The organism is Salipiger bermudensis HTCC2601 (assembly GCF_000153725.1).
In the GTDB taxonomy this organism is placed as follows: domain Bacteria; phylum Pseudomonadota; class Alphaproteobacteria; order Rhodobacterales; family Rhodobacteraceae; genus Salipiger; species Salipiger bermudensis.
The window spans coordinates 3,377,142-3,389,571 of sequence record NZ_DS022276.1; the positions used below are offsets into that span (position 1 = coordinate 3,377,142).

The 12,430-nt window shown below is 63.8% G+C and carries 16 protein-coding genes; 14 read left to right on the forward strand and 2 right to left on the reverse strand.

Features of this window, described 5'->3' with window-relative positions:
• The 14 genes from R2601_RS15995 to R2601_RS16055 form a co-directional block, all read left to right on the forward strand.
• Window positions 1-1,844, forward strand: a 1,844-nt coding sequence (locus R2601_RS15995) for a hypothetical protein (RefSeq protein WP_007800196.1), incomplete at its 5' end; no start/stop codon positions are given.
• Entirely contained in the window at window positions 1,841-2,179 is a 339-nt protein-coding gene (locus tag R2601_RS25555) for a tail fiber assembly protein (protein ID WP_007800198.1), read from the forward strand. The genes R2601_RS15995 and R2601_RS25555, both read left to right, overlap by 4 nt.
• Before the next feature lie 12 nt (window positions 2,180-2,191).
• Complete coding sequence (locus R2601_RS16005; RefSeq protein WP_007800199.1) at window positions 2,192-3,418, forward strand: hypothetical protein; 1,227 nt, start codon at window positions 2,192-2,194, stop codon at window positions 3,416-3,418.
• Window positions 3,419-3,432: 14 nt separating this feature from the next.
• Window positions 3,433-3,972: a DUF4376 domain-containing protein gene (locus R2601_RS27050; RefSeq protein ID WP_007800200.1), complete on the forward strand. Its 540-nt coding sequence runs from the start codon at window positions 3,433-3,435 to the stop codon at window positions 3,970-3,972.
• Complete coding sequence (locus R2601_RS16015) at window positions 3,947-4,276, forward strand: DUF1353 domain-containing protein (RefSeq protein WP_007800202.1); 330 nt, start codon at window positions 3,947-3,949, stop codon at window positions 4,274-4,276. The genes R2601_RS27050 and R2601_RS16015 overlap by 26 nt, the downstream gene beginning before the upstream one ends.
• A gap of 32 nt (window positions 4,277-4,308) precedes the next feature.
• Window positions 4,309-4,611, forward strand: coding sequence for a hypothetical protein (locus R2601_RS16020; RefSeq protein WP_007800204.1), 303 nt, complete (start codon window positions 4,309-4,311; stop codon window positions 4,609-4,611).
• A complete protein-coding gene (locus tag R2601_RS16025) occupies window positions 4,608-5,036 on the forward strand; it encodes a hypothetical protein (RefSeq protein WP_007800207.1) in 429 nt (142 codons plus the stop codon). The genes R2601_RS16020 and R2601_RS16025 overlap by 4 nt, the downstream gene beginning before the upstream one ends.
• 65 nt (window positions 5,037-5,101) lie before the next feature.
• Complete coding sequence (locus tag R2601_RS16030) at window positions 5,102-5,899, forward strand: M15 family metallopeptidase (protein WP_007800209.1); 798 nt, start codon at window positions 5,102-5,104, stop codon at window positions 5,897-5,899.
• Window positions 5,896-6,186: a ubiquitination-like system serine protease family protein gene (locus R2601_RS16035; RefSeq protein ID WP_007800210.1), complete on the forward strand. Its 291-nt coding sequence runs from the start codon at window positions 5,896-5,898 to the stop codon at window positions 6,184-6,186. The genes R2601_RS16030 and R2601_RS16035 overlap by 4 nt, the downstream gene beginning before the upstream one ends.
• A gap of 84 nt (window positions 6,187-6,270) precedes the next feature.
• Window positions 6,271-6,645 carry a hypothetical protein gene (locus R2601_RS25560; RefSeq protein WP_007800211.1) on the forward strand — a complete coding sequence of 125 codons (375 nt, stop codon included), beginning with the start codon at window positions 6,271-6,273 and terminating at the stop codon, window positions 6,643-6,645.
• 331 nt (window positions 6,646-6,976) lie between these two features.
• Window positions 6,977-7,267, forward strand: coding sequence for a hypothetical protein (locus tag R2601_RS16045; protein WP_007800212.1), 291 nt, complete (start codon window positions 6,977-6,979; stop codon window positions 7,265-7,267).
• Window positions 7,260-8,579: a hypothetical protein gene (locus tag R2601_RS16050; RefSeq protein WP_254656058.1), complete on the forward strand. Its 1,320-nt coding sequence runs from the start codon at window positions 7,260-7,262 to the stop codon at window positions 8,577-8,579. Before R2601_RS16045 ends, R2601_RS16050 begins: the two co-directional genes overlap by 8 nt.
• A 50-nt stretch (window positions 8,580-8,629) precedes the next feature.
• Entirely contained in the window at window positions 8,630-8,944 is a 315-nt protein-coding gene (locus tag R2601_RS26035) for a hypothetical protein (RefSeq protein ID WP_254656059.1), read from the forward strand.
• Window positions 8,944-9,165 carry a hypothetical protein gene (locus R2601_RS16055; protein ID WP_007800215.1) on the forward strand — a complete coding sequence of 74 codons (222 nt, stop codon included), beginning with the start codon at window positions 8,944-8,946 and terminating at the stop codon, window positions 9,163-9,165. The genes R2601_RS26035 and R2601_RS16055 overlap by 1 nt, the downstream gene beginning before the upstream one ends.
• 125 nt (window positions 9,166-9,290) lie before the next feature.
• Here the strand turns inward: R2601_RS16055 and R2601_RS16060 are convergent, their stop codons facing one another.
• Together R2601_RS16060 and R2601_RS16065 are read right to left on the reverse strand one after the other, a co-directional pair.
• The gene (locus R2601_RS16060; protein WP_040544800.1) at window positions 9,291-9,620 is read right to left on the reverse strand and encodes a hypothetical protein; all 330 of its coding nucleotides are present in this window, start codon (window positions 9,618-9,620) and stop codon (window positions 9,291-9,293) included.
• 140 nt (window positions 9,621-9,760) lie between these two features.
• Window positions 9,761-12,232 carry a tetratricopeptide repeat protein gene (locus R2601_RS16065; RefSeq protein WP_144266920.1) on the reverse strand — a complete coding sequence of 824 codons (2,472 nt, stop codon included), beginning with the start codon at window positions 12,230-12,232 and terminating at the stop codon, window positions 9,761-9,763.
• Between the last annotated feature and the right edge of the window lie 198 nt (window positions 12,233-12,430).

A 12,430-nucleotide genomic window follows, 5' to 3' on the forward strand; every position in this document is an offset into this window, starting at 1 on the left:
CGCGGGTCGATAGCGCCGAAGGCACGATCATTTCGCAGGGGTCGGCGATCTCCTCGCTGCAAAGTGGTCTGAGCGACGCGGAGGGCGACATCAGCGCCAACGCGAGCGGCCTCTCGAACCTGACGACCCGTGTCACCTCTGCAGAGGGCAGCATCACGTCGATCTCGCAGGATGTGACGACTCTGCAATCCGACCTGTCGACGGCGGAGGGCAAAATCAGCGCGAACGGGGGCGCGATCTCCGGCCTTGATACGCGGGTAACCAGCGCCGAGGGCACGATTACCTCGCAGGGGCAGGCGATCACGTCGCTGCAGAGCGATGTGTCGGATCTCGAAAGCGGGGTCTCTGGGAACGCCAGTGCGATCTCGACGCTCGACACGCGCGTGACCTCGAACGACGGTGACATCTCGTCGATTTCGAGCGCGGTCACGACGCTGTCGAACCGGGTCACGGACACCGAGAGCGACATCAGCGCAAACGCCAGCGCGATCTCCGGCGCCGTGTCTCGTGTCGATGCGACCGAGGGCGACATTTCCGCGCTGGCGGGTCGGGCGGATGTGTTCGAAGTCGGGCTCGGGGCCGAGCAGCTGATCCCGAACGGCGCGTTCGCGACGGGTGACCTGACCGGCTGGACGGCGGCAGCAGCGGAGCTCTCGGTCGTCAACAAGAGTAGCGTCGGCGGAACGGTCGGCAGCACCGCGCCGCGTCTCTACCTGTTGGAGATGGCGGCTGGCTCGAGCCTCTACCAAGTGCGGGTCGACAAAGTCTTCTCGGTTGCGGAGGGCAACCGCTTCTCCATCGAGATCGAGGCGGCGGCGGCCTCGGGGGCCAACGGCACCGTCGATGTGCTGCTCGAATTCCGCGACGCCGATGGTGGCCTCGTCTCCCAGCAGGCGCGCGGAATGACGGTCAACAGCTCCACATGGTCACGTCCTCCTGCGCAGGTCATCACAGCCCCGGCCGGCGCCTCACGGATGCGGACCTTCCTTCGCCGCGTAGGCAGCTGGACCGGCTCGCTGTATGTCGCGGAAGCGCGTGTCGAGCGCATGTCGCAGACCGAGCTGGATGCCAGGGCGCGGATCGAGACGATCGAGGGCAGCTATGTCGACGCCAACGGAGCGATCTCTGCCGTCGAGCAGCGGATCAGCGCCGAATATGGGGATCTTGAAGCGCTGGCCTCCGCGACCGCCTTTGCCGAGGCTGGTCTCGACGGGATTGCGGCGGGCTATGTCTGGAAGGTCAACGGGCAGAGCCTGCTCGAGCTGGTTAGCGTTCAGTATGGGACCGGCGGGCCGGTCTCGACCTTCAAGATCGCTGCCGACTATGTGCAGATCACCGGCATCGCTCAGATCGACAGCGCGGTGCTGCAGAGCCTCACGACCGAGAGCGCGTTCATCAATAACCTGACGGTCGGGACGATCAACTACGCTGATGGCTCGGTGCAGACTGGGAAGATCCAAGCGGATGCGGCCACGGTCTACGGCATCGGCGGGTCTGGCGCGGTGACGAACAATTCCGCGACCGCAACCGAAGTCGTCAACTTCACGCTGGCGACAGACGTGGTCACAGGGCTTGGCGTTCTCGGGGCGGCCCAGATCAGGCTCGACGATGTGGCCGGCAACTTCCCGAGCGGGTTCGAGATCAATGCCTTTATCGGCGGCGTGAAGGTCGCGGAGTACGTCTATTCGTCAGCGCAGGCGGATCCGACTGCGCGCGTCATCAACATGCCGCTGTCCCGCGTCGGGATCACTGCGAGCAACCCCGAGGTGATCCTGCGGATCCGCAACATGGGCGGCAAAGGCATCCTCTCCTCCAACGTCTGGGCTCTAGCGAGAAAACGATGAAAATCTTCTACGACGAAGCGGGCAGGATCCGCAGCTGGGCATCTCAAGGCGAGACGCCCGCCGGTCTTCATGTGGCCGAAATCCCGGATGGGATCGACCCTCTTGGCCTCGGCTATGTCGATGGCGAACTGGTGGAGCTACCGCCGGAGCCTGAGGCGCTCGCGCGTGAGGCGCGGGCCCGTCGGGCCGCGCTCCTCGCCGCCTCCGACTGGACGCAGGTCGCAGATGCACCTGTCGAGTCCTCCGCCTGGGCCGCCTACCGGCAGGCCCTTCGCGACATCCCCGATCAACCCGGGTTCCCCGAAAACATCAACTGGCCGGCGAAGCCGGAGTAAGGAGCAAATCAGATGGCATGGTATTCGGCCGGCACGGTCAGTGTCACGAATGGCAGCGCGACGGTCACCGGGAGCGGCACCGCGTGGGTCGCAAATGCGCAGGCGAGCGAGGGGATCTGGCTGCCCGATGGGCAGCTCTATGAGATCGTCTCGATCAACAGCGACACGAGCCTCACGATTTCCCCGAACTATCTCGGCACGACGCAGAGCGGGCAGGTCTACCGCATCGTCCCGGTCAAGGGTTATCCGCTGGTTGCCGCCCAGCAGATGGCCTCGCTGATCTCGACAGTGCAGAGCTACGTTGACGGCGCGCTGTCGGGCCGGTTCGGGAATGGCACGGTCGGTGCGCCGGGCATCAGCTTCGCCAGCAACACGGCGATGGGTCTCTATCGCGTCGCGGCGAACCAGCTTGGGTTCGTGACCAACGGTGTGCGCCGGATGCTGCTCACGACATCCGCGTTGACGGTGGACGTTCCTATCGTCGGAGGGGCTATCCAAGATAACAGCTTCGACACTGACCCCTCTACCATAATGAAGGTGGGGGCATTCGGTCTCGGTGGGAGTGGCTTGGCGCTCAACTCTTCGGGTGACTATAACGCTCTCGACAACATCTCTATGTTTCATGGCAACACTAGCGGTTCGTCTATGCCAGCCAATGGGCCTGTGACAACTGGCCTCGCTGGCTTCCGTACCATCCCTGGGCCGGGACGTGGCGCCGAACTCCTCATGAAAAGCCAAGGCGCGGGAGGCGCTGGCAAGAGCGAGATGTATTTCCGCGGACTGGACTCCACATGGGGGGAGTGGGATCGCGTTCTTCAGGAGAAAGACCAGCAGACTGACGAGTACGACGGCACGGCAGGTGCGCTCATGGGGGTGGGCGCGTTCGGCCTCGGAACCGATGCGGTCTGGGATTACCTTGTCATTGCAGATGATGGCTTTGGCGAGTTTGTCCCCCCGCGTGCAGGAGGGCTCGTTTCGATCATCAGCTTCCCGGTCAAGGGTAGCGGCTTCCCGACTTTGAGTGAGTCTGGTGTATTCCTGATCGACGCCGGAGCGACCAACGGCATCATTACGCTCCACGCTGGAACCTACTTGGACACAAGCGTGTCGTCCGGCGATCCTGCCACTGGAACGTCAGGATTGGACGGGAACCTCACCATTTTCCTACCCCAGAACGGAAATCTTCAAATCGAGAACCGGAGCGGATCGTCGCGCGCCATCCGTATCGGTTGGCTCTAAGGAGACGCAACATCATGCCGACTGAAACACAATTTTCCCCCAGCGCCACTCTCGTATCCGGCACGGAGTGGCTTGTCGAAACTGCGCCGAGCGAGCGGGTCCGAGTGTTCTGTGCGCCCGGAAACAGCACGCAAGCGACCGCCATCGCTCTGGCAAACGTGGGCGATATAAGCGAGGCGCAGCAGGCCGAGTTGATCCAGAGAGACCGCAAAGCTGCCCTGCACGCTCACCGCGACCGGCTCATCGCTGCCGGCACCACGGTGGTCGTCACCGGCATTGGCGACGTGCCTCTGCGCGGGTCGCCCTTCGATCAGACCGTGATGCTCTCGCTCCTCCAGCGTGGGGCCGCACGGGTGGCGGCGAGCGACACTACTGCCGACATCCTGTTCCGCGATGACGACAACACGGACCACCTGCTCACAGGTGAGCAGGCCGTCGAACTGGCCGAGGCCGGCATGGCTTGGGTGCAGGCCGTCATGCAGTCGAGCTGGGCGATCAAGGATGCCGGCGACATCCCGGAGGATTTCGATGACACGGTTTACTGGTCTTCCTGATCGTCGCTTCGTCGTTGTCGAGGAGCTGATCTGGGAAGTTGGCCGCGAAGGATCCGGCGCACTGATTACCGTGCCGGCGGGCTTCGTGTTCGACGTCTCGATACCACCCGGGGCGCGATGGGTCTTCGATCCGAGCGATCCCGCATATCTCAAGGCCTCGGCTGTTCACGACCGGCTGCTCATCGAGCGATGGGACCGTGTGACCGCCGGGGCCGTGTTCCATGAGATCCTGCGAACGCAGGACATCAGCCTGATAAGGCGATTGGTCATGTGGCTCGCCGTGAGCCTCTGGCGCTACCGCTAGAACGACACAACCCGCCGCTGGCGGGCTTTTTTATGACCGGAGGCAACGTGCTCGGCAAACCACTGGAATTCTGGGTCGCGCTTGCCGCCGGGGCCTTGATCGTCATCGAGAGAAACAGGGCGCGACCGTTTGTCGGGCGCGTCTTCATAGCCGCGATCAGCGCGGGCATCGGCTATAGCCAGACGCCTGAGGTCGCGCTTTGGACCGGTCGCAGCGAGACGCTCGTCGTCATGGTGCTTACCGCGTTCGGATACATGCTCCTCGACATCGTTGCCGCCGTGCTGGCCGATCGGGAGTTCATCAAAAGCATCATCAGGGAGCGTCTCGGGAAATGACCAATACGCAAGCGGCTATCAGGCAGTATCGAGGGCTGGTGGGGGCATTTCTATTGCTCGGGCTGGCCTACCTTGTCGCGCCTCTGGCGGAGACCCGGTTCTGGCCGGTGACGACGCCGTTCGAGCGGACAGCTATTGCATCCGTCCAAGACGGCGCTGCGAGCGAATTGGCGGGCGGTGCGGTCAAGCTGCGCGGCGGCTGCGAGTATCGAGGGATACAGGTCTTTCTCGGCGCCCGAGGCAATGGGGTGCGGATCCCCGGAGCGCATTTCAAGGACAGGCCGCGCAAGCGCGGAGAGGGGCGGCAGGAATGGACCCGTCTCTACGTCCCGATTCCTGAGTTCATGATCGACCAGACCTTCGCTGACGTCCTGCATGCCTGCTACCGCGGCGAGCGATACCTGACCCGCACCCATTTCTGGTGATCCCCGACACCACCGACAACTGCACCGCCCGGCCATCGCGCCGGGCTTTTTCATGGGAGAAGATCATGGACAACAAGCATGTCCAGATGCTGCTGGCCGAGGCTTGCTATTACGCGGGCGCAATAGACGGAGTCGTCGGCCCAAAGACCCTTGCCGGCGTTGCAATCACAGAGCGGAACGCTGGGGGTTCGTCTGCGGGCTGGTCGACCGAGCGCCGTCTCATTGCGGCAGCACAGCGTATCTTGAACGCGCAGGGCTACGAGGCCGGTGTCATCGATGGGTACGACGGCCATAACACCGGCGAAGCTCTGACAGAGTGGCTGAGCGCCAAGATGGGGGTCAGCTCTGAGGTTGATCGCTCCTACGAGACCGAAAAGGAATGGCCTTCCGACATTCCCCGTCAGGGCGACTGCGCGGCCTATTACGGCTCACCCGGGACCGACGTGCAGCGCCAGCTGACGAAGATCGAGCTGCCGTTCCGTCTGCGGATCGACTGGAACCTCGAGCAGAGCGTGAGCGTCATCACCGTACACGAGAAGTGCGCCCCGCAGCTGCGCGCCGCGCTCATCGAGGTGCATGATCACTACGGCATCGAGGCGATGCGAGATCTTGGGATCGACCGATACGCAGGCGCCTACAACCACCGGCGGATGCGGGGCGGCTCGAGTTGGTCCATGCACGCCTACGGCTGCGCGATCGACTTCTACGCTGCGCCGAACGCGCTGCGCATGAACTGTCCGCAGGCGTTGTTCTGCGGCCCCGACTATCGGGATTTTCTAGACATCATGGAGGCCCACCAGTGGCTGCCCGCGATCCGCCTCTGGGGTGGAGATGCGATGCATTTCCAGAGGGCCACGCTGTGACAAAGGCCACCCTCTACCGCGACCGAAATTCCTTCCTGGCCGACCGGGTCGCCGGTTCGTTCTGGATCGGAGATCCCGATGACGACGGGATCCAGAGCTTCCTTTTCTTCTGCCCCTGCGGCTGTGAGGTGAAATCCGTCTTGCGCATCGGCAACGGCTTCAAGCCGAAGCTCGGGCCCAGCTGGTGCTGGAATGGCAGCACCACAGCGCCCGAACTGAGCCCTTCCGTCAACTGGGTAGGCCACTGGCACGGCTGGCTGCAGGACGGCGAATGGCGCAGCTGCTGACCGCCGCATTCCCCATCACCGACTGGCGCATCGCGCTGGTCCTCTCTGCGGCGCTGTGCCGCTTCCCCATGAAAGGACACACTCATGGACATCCTGACGTCGATCCTCGCCGATGCGGGGCTGCAGGAGGCACTTTTGGGCCTGTTCGGCATCCTCCTGACGATCATCATCAACCGCGCAGCCGGCGCTTTCACGGCGGCCACGGGCATCGCAATCGAGCGTGAGGCGCGCGAGGCGCTGCACTCGGCGATCAGGAGCGGCATCGAGGCGGCTCTCGCGCGAGGTCCTGAAGCGGGCCTCGACGAGATCAAGGCCCACGCGATCTTCCATGCTCAGCAGTCCGTCCCGGATGCGATCGAGCGCTTGGTGCCCGGCGACGGCGTCCTCGACCGATTGGCGCTGCGCTACTACCGCGAGGCGATGGAGAGAGTCGGCGTCGGGATTCCGATCATCAACTGAGCTGAAGATCGCGCCAAGTGGCCGGGTTTCCTGGACCAATACAGGACCCGGCCGTTCCTGCTGTACAGCGACACACTCACGGAACAGCGCAGAGATTGCACAGAAGAAACGATTCCGAGAAGCAAGTATTAGCGGCTGAAACACAGTCGTGATCATCTGCCGGCGCGGTGCCGGCGGTGGGCGGGCCGGGCCGCCACATTCCACTTTTCCCGGATCCCAGATCCGAACCGGATCGCAGAGACAGCTGCCTGCTGGTGGCTCGTCTGTCCCCGCCCGCGTGCTTTGGTCGGCACGCGGGCGCCCCTTCCTGTTTTTGCAACGAGGTGCCGAGATGCCTTCTGATGACCGTTTTGCCGCCCTCCCTGGGCAACCGAACCTGATCACGGCTGCAGACGCGGCGGCGATCTTTGTGCAAAATCGCTCGAGCGCGGCCGTCGAGGTCATCGGCACGGCAGACGCCACGCCGCCGGTGGACACCTCGGGCGGCATTCTGCTCGAGGGCAAGGGTGTGATCCTCAATGAGGCGCTGTCAGATCTGTTCCCTGGCGTGCCGGGCGTCGTGCGCGTCTGGATCTGGCCGACAGGCGATCACGCAGTCGAATTGAAGGTCAGCTATGCGTGAGTCCCTTCGCAGTTTTAGCTCTGCCCGGTTTGGCCGGCCGCGCAGAGGCTCCGCTCCCGTGCCTCCGCCTGCGGTCGACCCGTTGGCAACACCGCCGAACCTGTTCACCACGGCGCAGAGCGCCTTCACCGACACGGCGCATATCGACTTCCGGGGCAATTGGGAGGTGCAGAGCGGGCGCCTCGTCTGCACTGGCGCTGATGCCGGGCAGGCCGCGCGGCTGTCGCTGGCCGAGGCTATGACGCCCGGTCACGCTCTTTTCATCCATGCTGACCACCAGCCGACCGCCGGCGCGCTGCGGATGCGCTTTGCCTCGCCGGGCCTGTCGCCGAGCCGACAGCTCACCGACACACACATGGATTTCGAGTATATCACCTCTGGTGACTCAGCCTATGCGGCCACGCGGATCGACCTGCAGCCGACAGCGGACTACGCCGGCTCCGTCGATGACATTCAGGCCTACGATCTCTCCACGGTCGACCCGAACGATGTGCCCTGCTACGTGCTGCTCGTCGGTGGTGACAGCAACAGCGCCAATGCCACCTCGCAGCGCTTCGGCGACGAGATCCCGATGTCGGCGCGCGAAACGCCCTTCGACCCGGCAATCTGGTATCTGCCGGTCCTGCTCGCAACCGGAAATTACCCGACCACAGACAGCACCCGTCACGTCCCGCAGCCGTGTATCGAGCCAGTGGCTGCCGTTGAGGCGCGGCGCATGTCGCCTGTCCATGCGGTGGCCGGTGAACTGGTCGAGTGGTGCAAGGCGCGTGGCCGGCCTCTCCTGGTCATGGCCCTGGGTGATCCCGGCTCCGGCCTGCAAGGATCGAAAGGCGTGTGGGGCAGGGACGTAGTCCCGGACCCGGGCCAGCCTCAGATGTTCGACGAAATGCTGGCGATGAAAGCGGCGGTCGAGGCTCTTGGTCCGGCTCACGAGATCATCGGGGCCGTGTGGAGCATGGGCGCCAACGATCTGACCGGCGCGGGCTACACCGCCCCGGGCCAGTGGGTCGATCAGATGGTGCAGTTCGTCTCGGATGTTCGCGCAGACCTGGCTGACGTGCCGATGGTGCTCTGGTCAGTCGGGCAGCACTACGAGCCTTCCCCCTATGATGGCCGCGGCGCGGCGATGCTTGCGGCGCAGCTCCTCCTCGATAAAGACAGCGGCGACGCCCGGGCGATTGAGCGGTTCCGCGTGGTCACACCCGAAACCGGCAATGAGCTGAGCAACGCGGACGATCCGCATTACGACGCGCACGGCATGCAGCAGAACGGGCGCGACGCCGGTCAGGCCCTTCTCTCGCTGCTCGGATGACTGAGGACCTGGTGCGCCTGAGGCAATGCCTGGGCTTCAGGACTCGGCGCATGGCCCTTGTCGTGCTGGTGCTGTTTCTGCAGCGCAATGGCTGGGTCTATTCCCCCGATCATGTCGCGGATCGTCTCGCGCAAGTGATCGGATATGATCCGACCGAGGAGGCCGTGCGCGGCGCCGTCAAGGCGGCGAGGCAGGCCTTGGTACGCGCGGGGTGGCCAGTGCAGATCCGCGCGGAATACGGCATCGGCTATTGCGTGACGTGGCCTCGAGGGTGGAAAGTTCCTGAGCCTGGCGATAGTGCGGCCGCATGCGCCGCGGACATTTCGCCTCCATTACCTGCGCCTGCGGGCGCCAAACCATCTTGATGATGGCCGATCTGCCGCGCGCTGATCGCGACGCGACCGGCTGGGTGATGACCGATGCCGCGCTCGCCCGTCTCAAATGCCAATGCTGCGGCTGGCGCGGCCCGCCGGCAGAGATCCGGTTCGGCTGGTCGGCCGGGCTGCCAAGTCAGAGCGACAGGAACACGGGGGAGGCGAAGACCGATCGCGCGACGATCGTGAGAATCCGCTTGGCCAAGGGTTAGGAGCGCAAAGCGATCATCGAGGCGGCAATCCAAGCAATTCGGGAATGGCAGGACACGGGCGAGGCCGAGCTGCCAGTACAGCGGCTCGTCCGCGCGGCGCATGATGCGAGATCCTTCGATCGGGCCTAGCGGCAGTCGATCGAATAATAGATGTCGTGCATCTCGGCGCCGATCACGGTCACCTGTCGCAGCAACGCCTTGCGATCGGTGATCCGGTATCCATCGGCGCACCCCGGTGTTTCGCGCATGAGGCGGGCGAGTGCGGTCATGCGCAATTCCTCCGCCTGCTCGCTGTCATGCGGCGTGGCCATGTCGCCATAGGTGCGCCAGCGATAGGTGCCGGGATCTGCGCCCGGCTCGATATTGCCGAGCTTTAAGAAGTCCTGGGCGCAGCCGGCGAGCGCACCGAGGGCGAGCACGGCCGCGATCGCGGCTGATTTCCGAATATTTCTCAAGTCGTGGTCTCCTAGTCCTGTCGGGTTTCGGCCCCCTTGGGGGCGGCAAATTCAACGACGCGTTGCGCCGGGAGAGGATTTGAAATGACACAAAAGACCATGGTGCCCGGCGCCGCGCGCTTCCAGGGCGACAAGGCCGGTCAGGACGACTCACGAGTCTTTCCCTTGATTGAGGCTATGATCTGCCGACAATCGGCCGCCCGTTCGGTGTCCCCGAACATGTCCCAAGCCGATGCGGCAGCGGCCAGGACCTCGAGGGCCTGATCGCGTGATCCGCCCATTGCCAGAACCGGTCCGAACAGTGAGCCGACTTCGCCGACGACATCTGGGCGGCCTATTTGATTCGCTCCGGCCCAAGCCATGCTCAATTCATCAGCAATGGTCTTTAGCCCACCTATATGGTGGTCGCCGCGTTGCAGGCGTAGGCGCGCGCAGCTGAGGCGTATGTGGTTGAGGCTGTCGAGCATCCCCATGGCCTCTGCATCAGTGAGACGTGACAGATGCATGTCGAGCGCCGCGCCAATTTTTCCCTTGGCGCCGAGTACCTCCGCGATCTTACCCTTCGTCACGTCCTGCTGGGGCTTGTCTCTCAGCTCATCGAAGACTGGCAGCTCCTCCTCGAGGCGAATGCGCAGGCCCTCGTCGAGATCGCCGCGGGCTTCGAGCACATCTGCGATCTTGCCGTGCGTCACGGCCTGCTCCCGCTTGTCGCCAAGGGCCGCAACGATCGGCAGCGCCTCCTCTGTGAGGATTCTCAGTGCTTCATCGAAATCGCCGCAGGCGATTAGAATATCCGCGATCTTGCCCAGCGTAATAGCCTGCTCACGCTTGTCTTCAAGCGCCTGAAAGACCGGTAGTTCCTCCTCTATGCGGATGCGCAATGCCCCTTCGAGATCGCCACGGATCTTGAGTAAATCCGCGATCCGTCCCTTCGTTATCGCCACCGATCGCCTGTCCTCGAGCGCTTCGAACGCCGGCAGGACTTCCTCGGAGCGTAGACGCATAGCCTCTTCGAGATCGCCGCGAACCTCGTAAACATCTGAGATTTTACCCTTTGTCACCGCGATCGCCCGCTGGTCGCCGATTGCTTCGAGCAGCGGTAGGGCCTCCTCCGCGCGGATCCGCAAGGCCTCGTCGAAATCGCCATGGTTTTCGAGACAATCCGCTATTCTGAGCTTCGTATACGCAAACGACCGCTTGTCATTGAGCGCCACGAAGATCGGCAACTGTTCTTCTGTGCGGATACGCAGTGCCTCATCAAGATTTCCGCGGACTTCAAGTATGCCTGCGATCCTGCCATGCGTCACGGCTTGTTCTCGCCTGTCTCCGACCATTTCCAATACAGGAAGAACCTCTTCTTTGAGTATGCGCAAAGCCTCGTCGAGATCGCCACGAGCCTCGAGTACATCGGCGATCTTTAGCTTCGTCATCGCCACCGACCGCCTGTCCCCGAGTGCCTCGTAAACCGGTAGCTCCTCCTCGTGGCGTATGCGCAAGGCATCGTCGAGATCGCCGCGCGCCTCGAGCAGATCTGCGACCCTTCCCTTCGACACCGCTAGAGACAGCTCGTTTCTGAGAGATTCATGGATCGGGATTACCTCATCGGTGTAGATCCGCAGTGCCTGTTCTAAGTCGCCCCGATCATGCAGAAAATCTGCTCTTAGGCCGAGAAAAAAAGCGCGCCAGCCACTGTCAAGCGTATTTGATTGAAGCGCTTGCTCCAGAAGCCGGGCCTGCATGGCGATATCACCGGCTTGTCGAGCCGCATTAATTAGGAGGCCGCTGAGCGGGTGACTGGGGTCATGTCGTGCATCCGTCAAGCGATCCAGGGCAGGCTTCGCTAGCCTAAGCGCGGAGCAAGCCAAGCCGAGCCGGTTGAACAGATAGTCCGCGGCAGCTACCGTCGCCGCTTCTAAAACCTCCGGCTCAGGCGCCGTCGCGTGCAGGGCTAGGCGGCAGGCGGCGGTGGCGCGCTGGTCTCGGGCGAAATTCCCCTTCGCGTCGCGCCAAGCGCGTGCCAGCTCTGGCAGTGCGACATCTGCCGCCGACGCTCTCAAATCATCGTGCAGGCGGGGCGCCAACGGTCGGGCCAGCGGGTTAGCAGCCAAGTGCGGGAGCTCCTCCAGGCCGGGCCAACCCGCCATCGCTCCGAAATCGTCAAGAAGCCCAAGCGCGAGGAGCCGGCCTAGCCCCGCTTCCGGGTCGGATACTCCCAGCGCCCGGGCAGCAGCCGCCACCGCGTCGCGTGGTACCGGGACTTTCGCGTCAAAGAGGCAGGCCGCCGCGAGCACCTTCCGTTCGGCTTCCGTCAGGGCCGCGATATAGGTGTCAAAGCTCATCTGGGTGAAAAAGGCGAGCGCTTCGTTGCTGTCTTCAGGTGCGGTGCCGGTCTCGCGCCAGGTGGTCACAGCATTGACCGCCGCTCGGGCCGCTGCCTCCTCGCCCTTCAATACTGGGCCGGTCAGAACGTTCTGCAAGCCCGGGTTGCCCGCTGCGGCCTCAAGCGCTGCCGCAACGAGTTTTGCAGTATCGCTGTTGACCACGGCCTCCGCGCTTTGCGCTCGCGCCTTTGCCCTCCATTGTTTCTCTTGCTCGCTGCGGCGCATGCCCACCAGGGGCACCCGGATCAGTCCCGCCGCTGAGTCGCCTCCGGCACCGTCTGGCGCAGTGAAGTCGTAGCGGCTGGTGATTAGAAGCCGCGAAGTCCCTTGATGTGCATTGAATGCCCCAATGAGCGCGCCGAGCGCGGGACGCAAAGCCGGACGGGGCGCCGGCATGGTCTGGCCCGGCACCAAATCCTCTAGCGCCTG

Bases quoted from the DNA above. Each gene is read 5' to 3' on its own strand.
- R2601_RS16015 (WP_007800202.1), top strand. From the start codon at position 3,947: ATGACACGGTTTACTGGTCTTCCTGATCGTCGCTTCGTCGTTGTCGAG.
- R2601_RS27050 (WP_007800200.1), top strand. From the start codon at position 3,433: ATGCCGACTGAAACACAATTTTCCCCCAGCGCCACTCTCGTATCCGGC.
- R2601_RS16045 (WP_007800212.1), top strand. From the start codon at position 6,977: ATGCCTTCTGATGACCGTTTTGCCGCCCTCCCTGGGCAACCGAACCTG.
- R2601_RS25560 (WP_007800211.1), top strand. From the start codon at position 6,271: ATGGACATCCTGACGTCGATCCTCGCCGATGCGGGGCTGCAGGAGGCA.
- R2601_RS16030 (WP_007800209.1), top strand. From the start codon at position 5,102: ATGGACAACAAGCATGTCCAGATGCTGCTGGCCGAGGCTTGCTATTAC.
- R2601_RS16050 (WP_254656058.1), top strand. From the start codon at position 7,260: ATGCGTGAGTCCCTTCGCAGTTTTAGCTCTGCCCGGTTTGGCCGGCCG.
- R2601_RS16025 (WP_007800207.1), top strand. From the start codon at position 4,608: ATGACCAATACGCAAGCGGCTATCAGGCAGTATCGAGGGCTGGTGGGG.
- R2601_RS16020 (WP_007800204.1), top strand. From the start codon at position 4,309: ATGACCGGAGGCAACGTGCTCGGCAAACCACTGGAATTCTGGGTCGCG.
- R2601_RS26035 (WP_254656059.1), top strand. From the start codon at position 8,630: ATGGCCCTTGTCGTGCTGGTGCTGTTTCTGCAGCGCAATGGCTGGGTC.
- R2601_RS25555 (WP_007800198.1), top strand. From the start codon at position 1,841: ATGAAAATCTTCTACGACGAAGCGGGCAGGATCCGCAGCTGGGCATCT.
- R2601_RS16055 (WP_007800215.1), top strand. From the start codon at position 8,944: ATGATGGCCGATCTGCCGCGCGCTGATCGCGACGCGACCGGCTGGGTG.
- R2601_RS16005 (WP_007800199.1), top strand. From the start codon at position 2,192: ATGGCATGGTATTCGGCCGGCACGGTCAGTGTCACGAATGGCAGCGCG.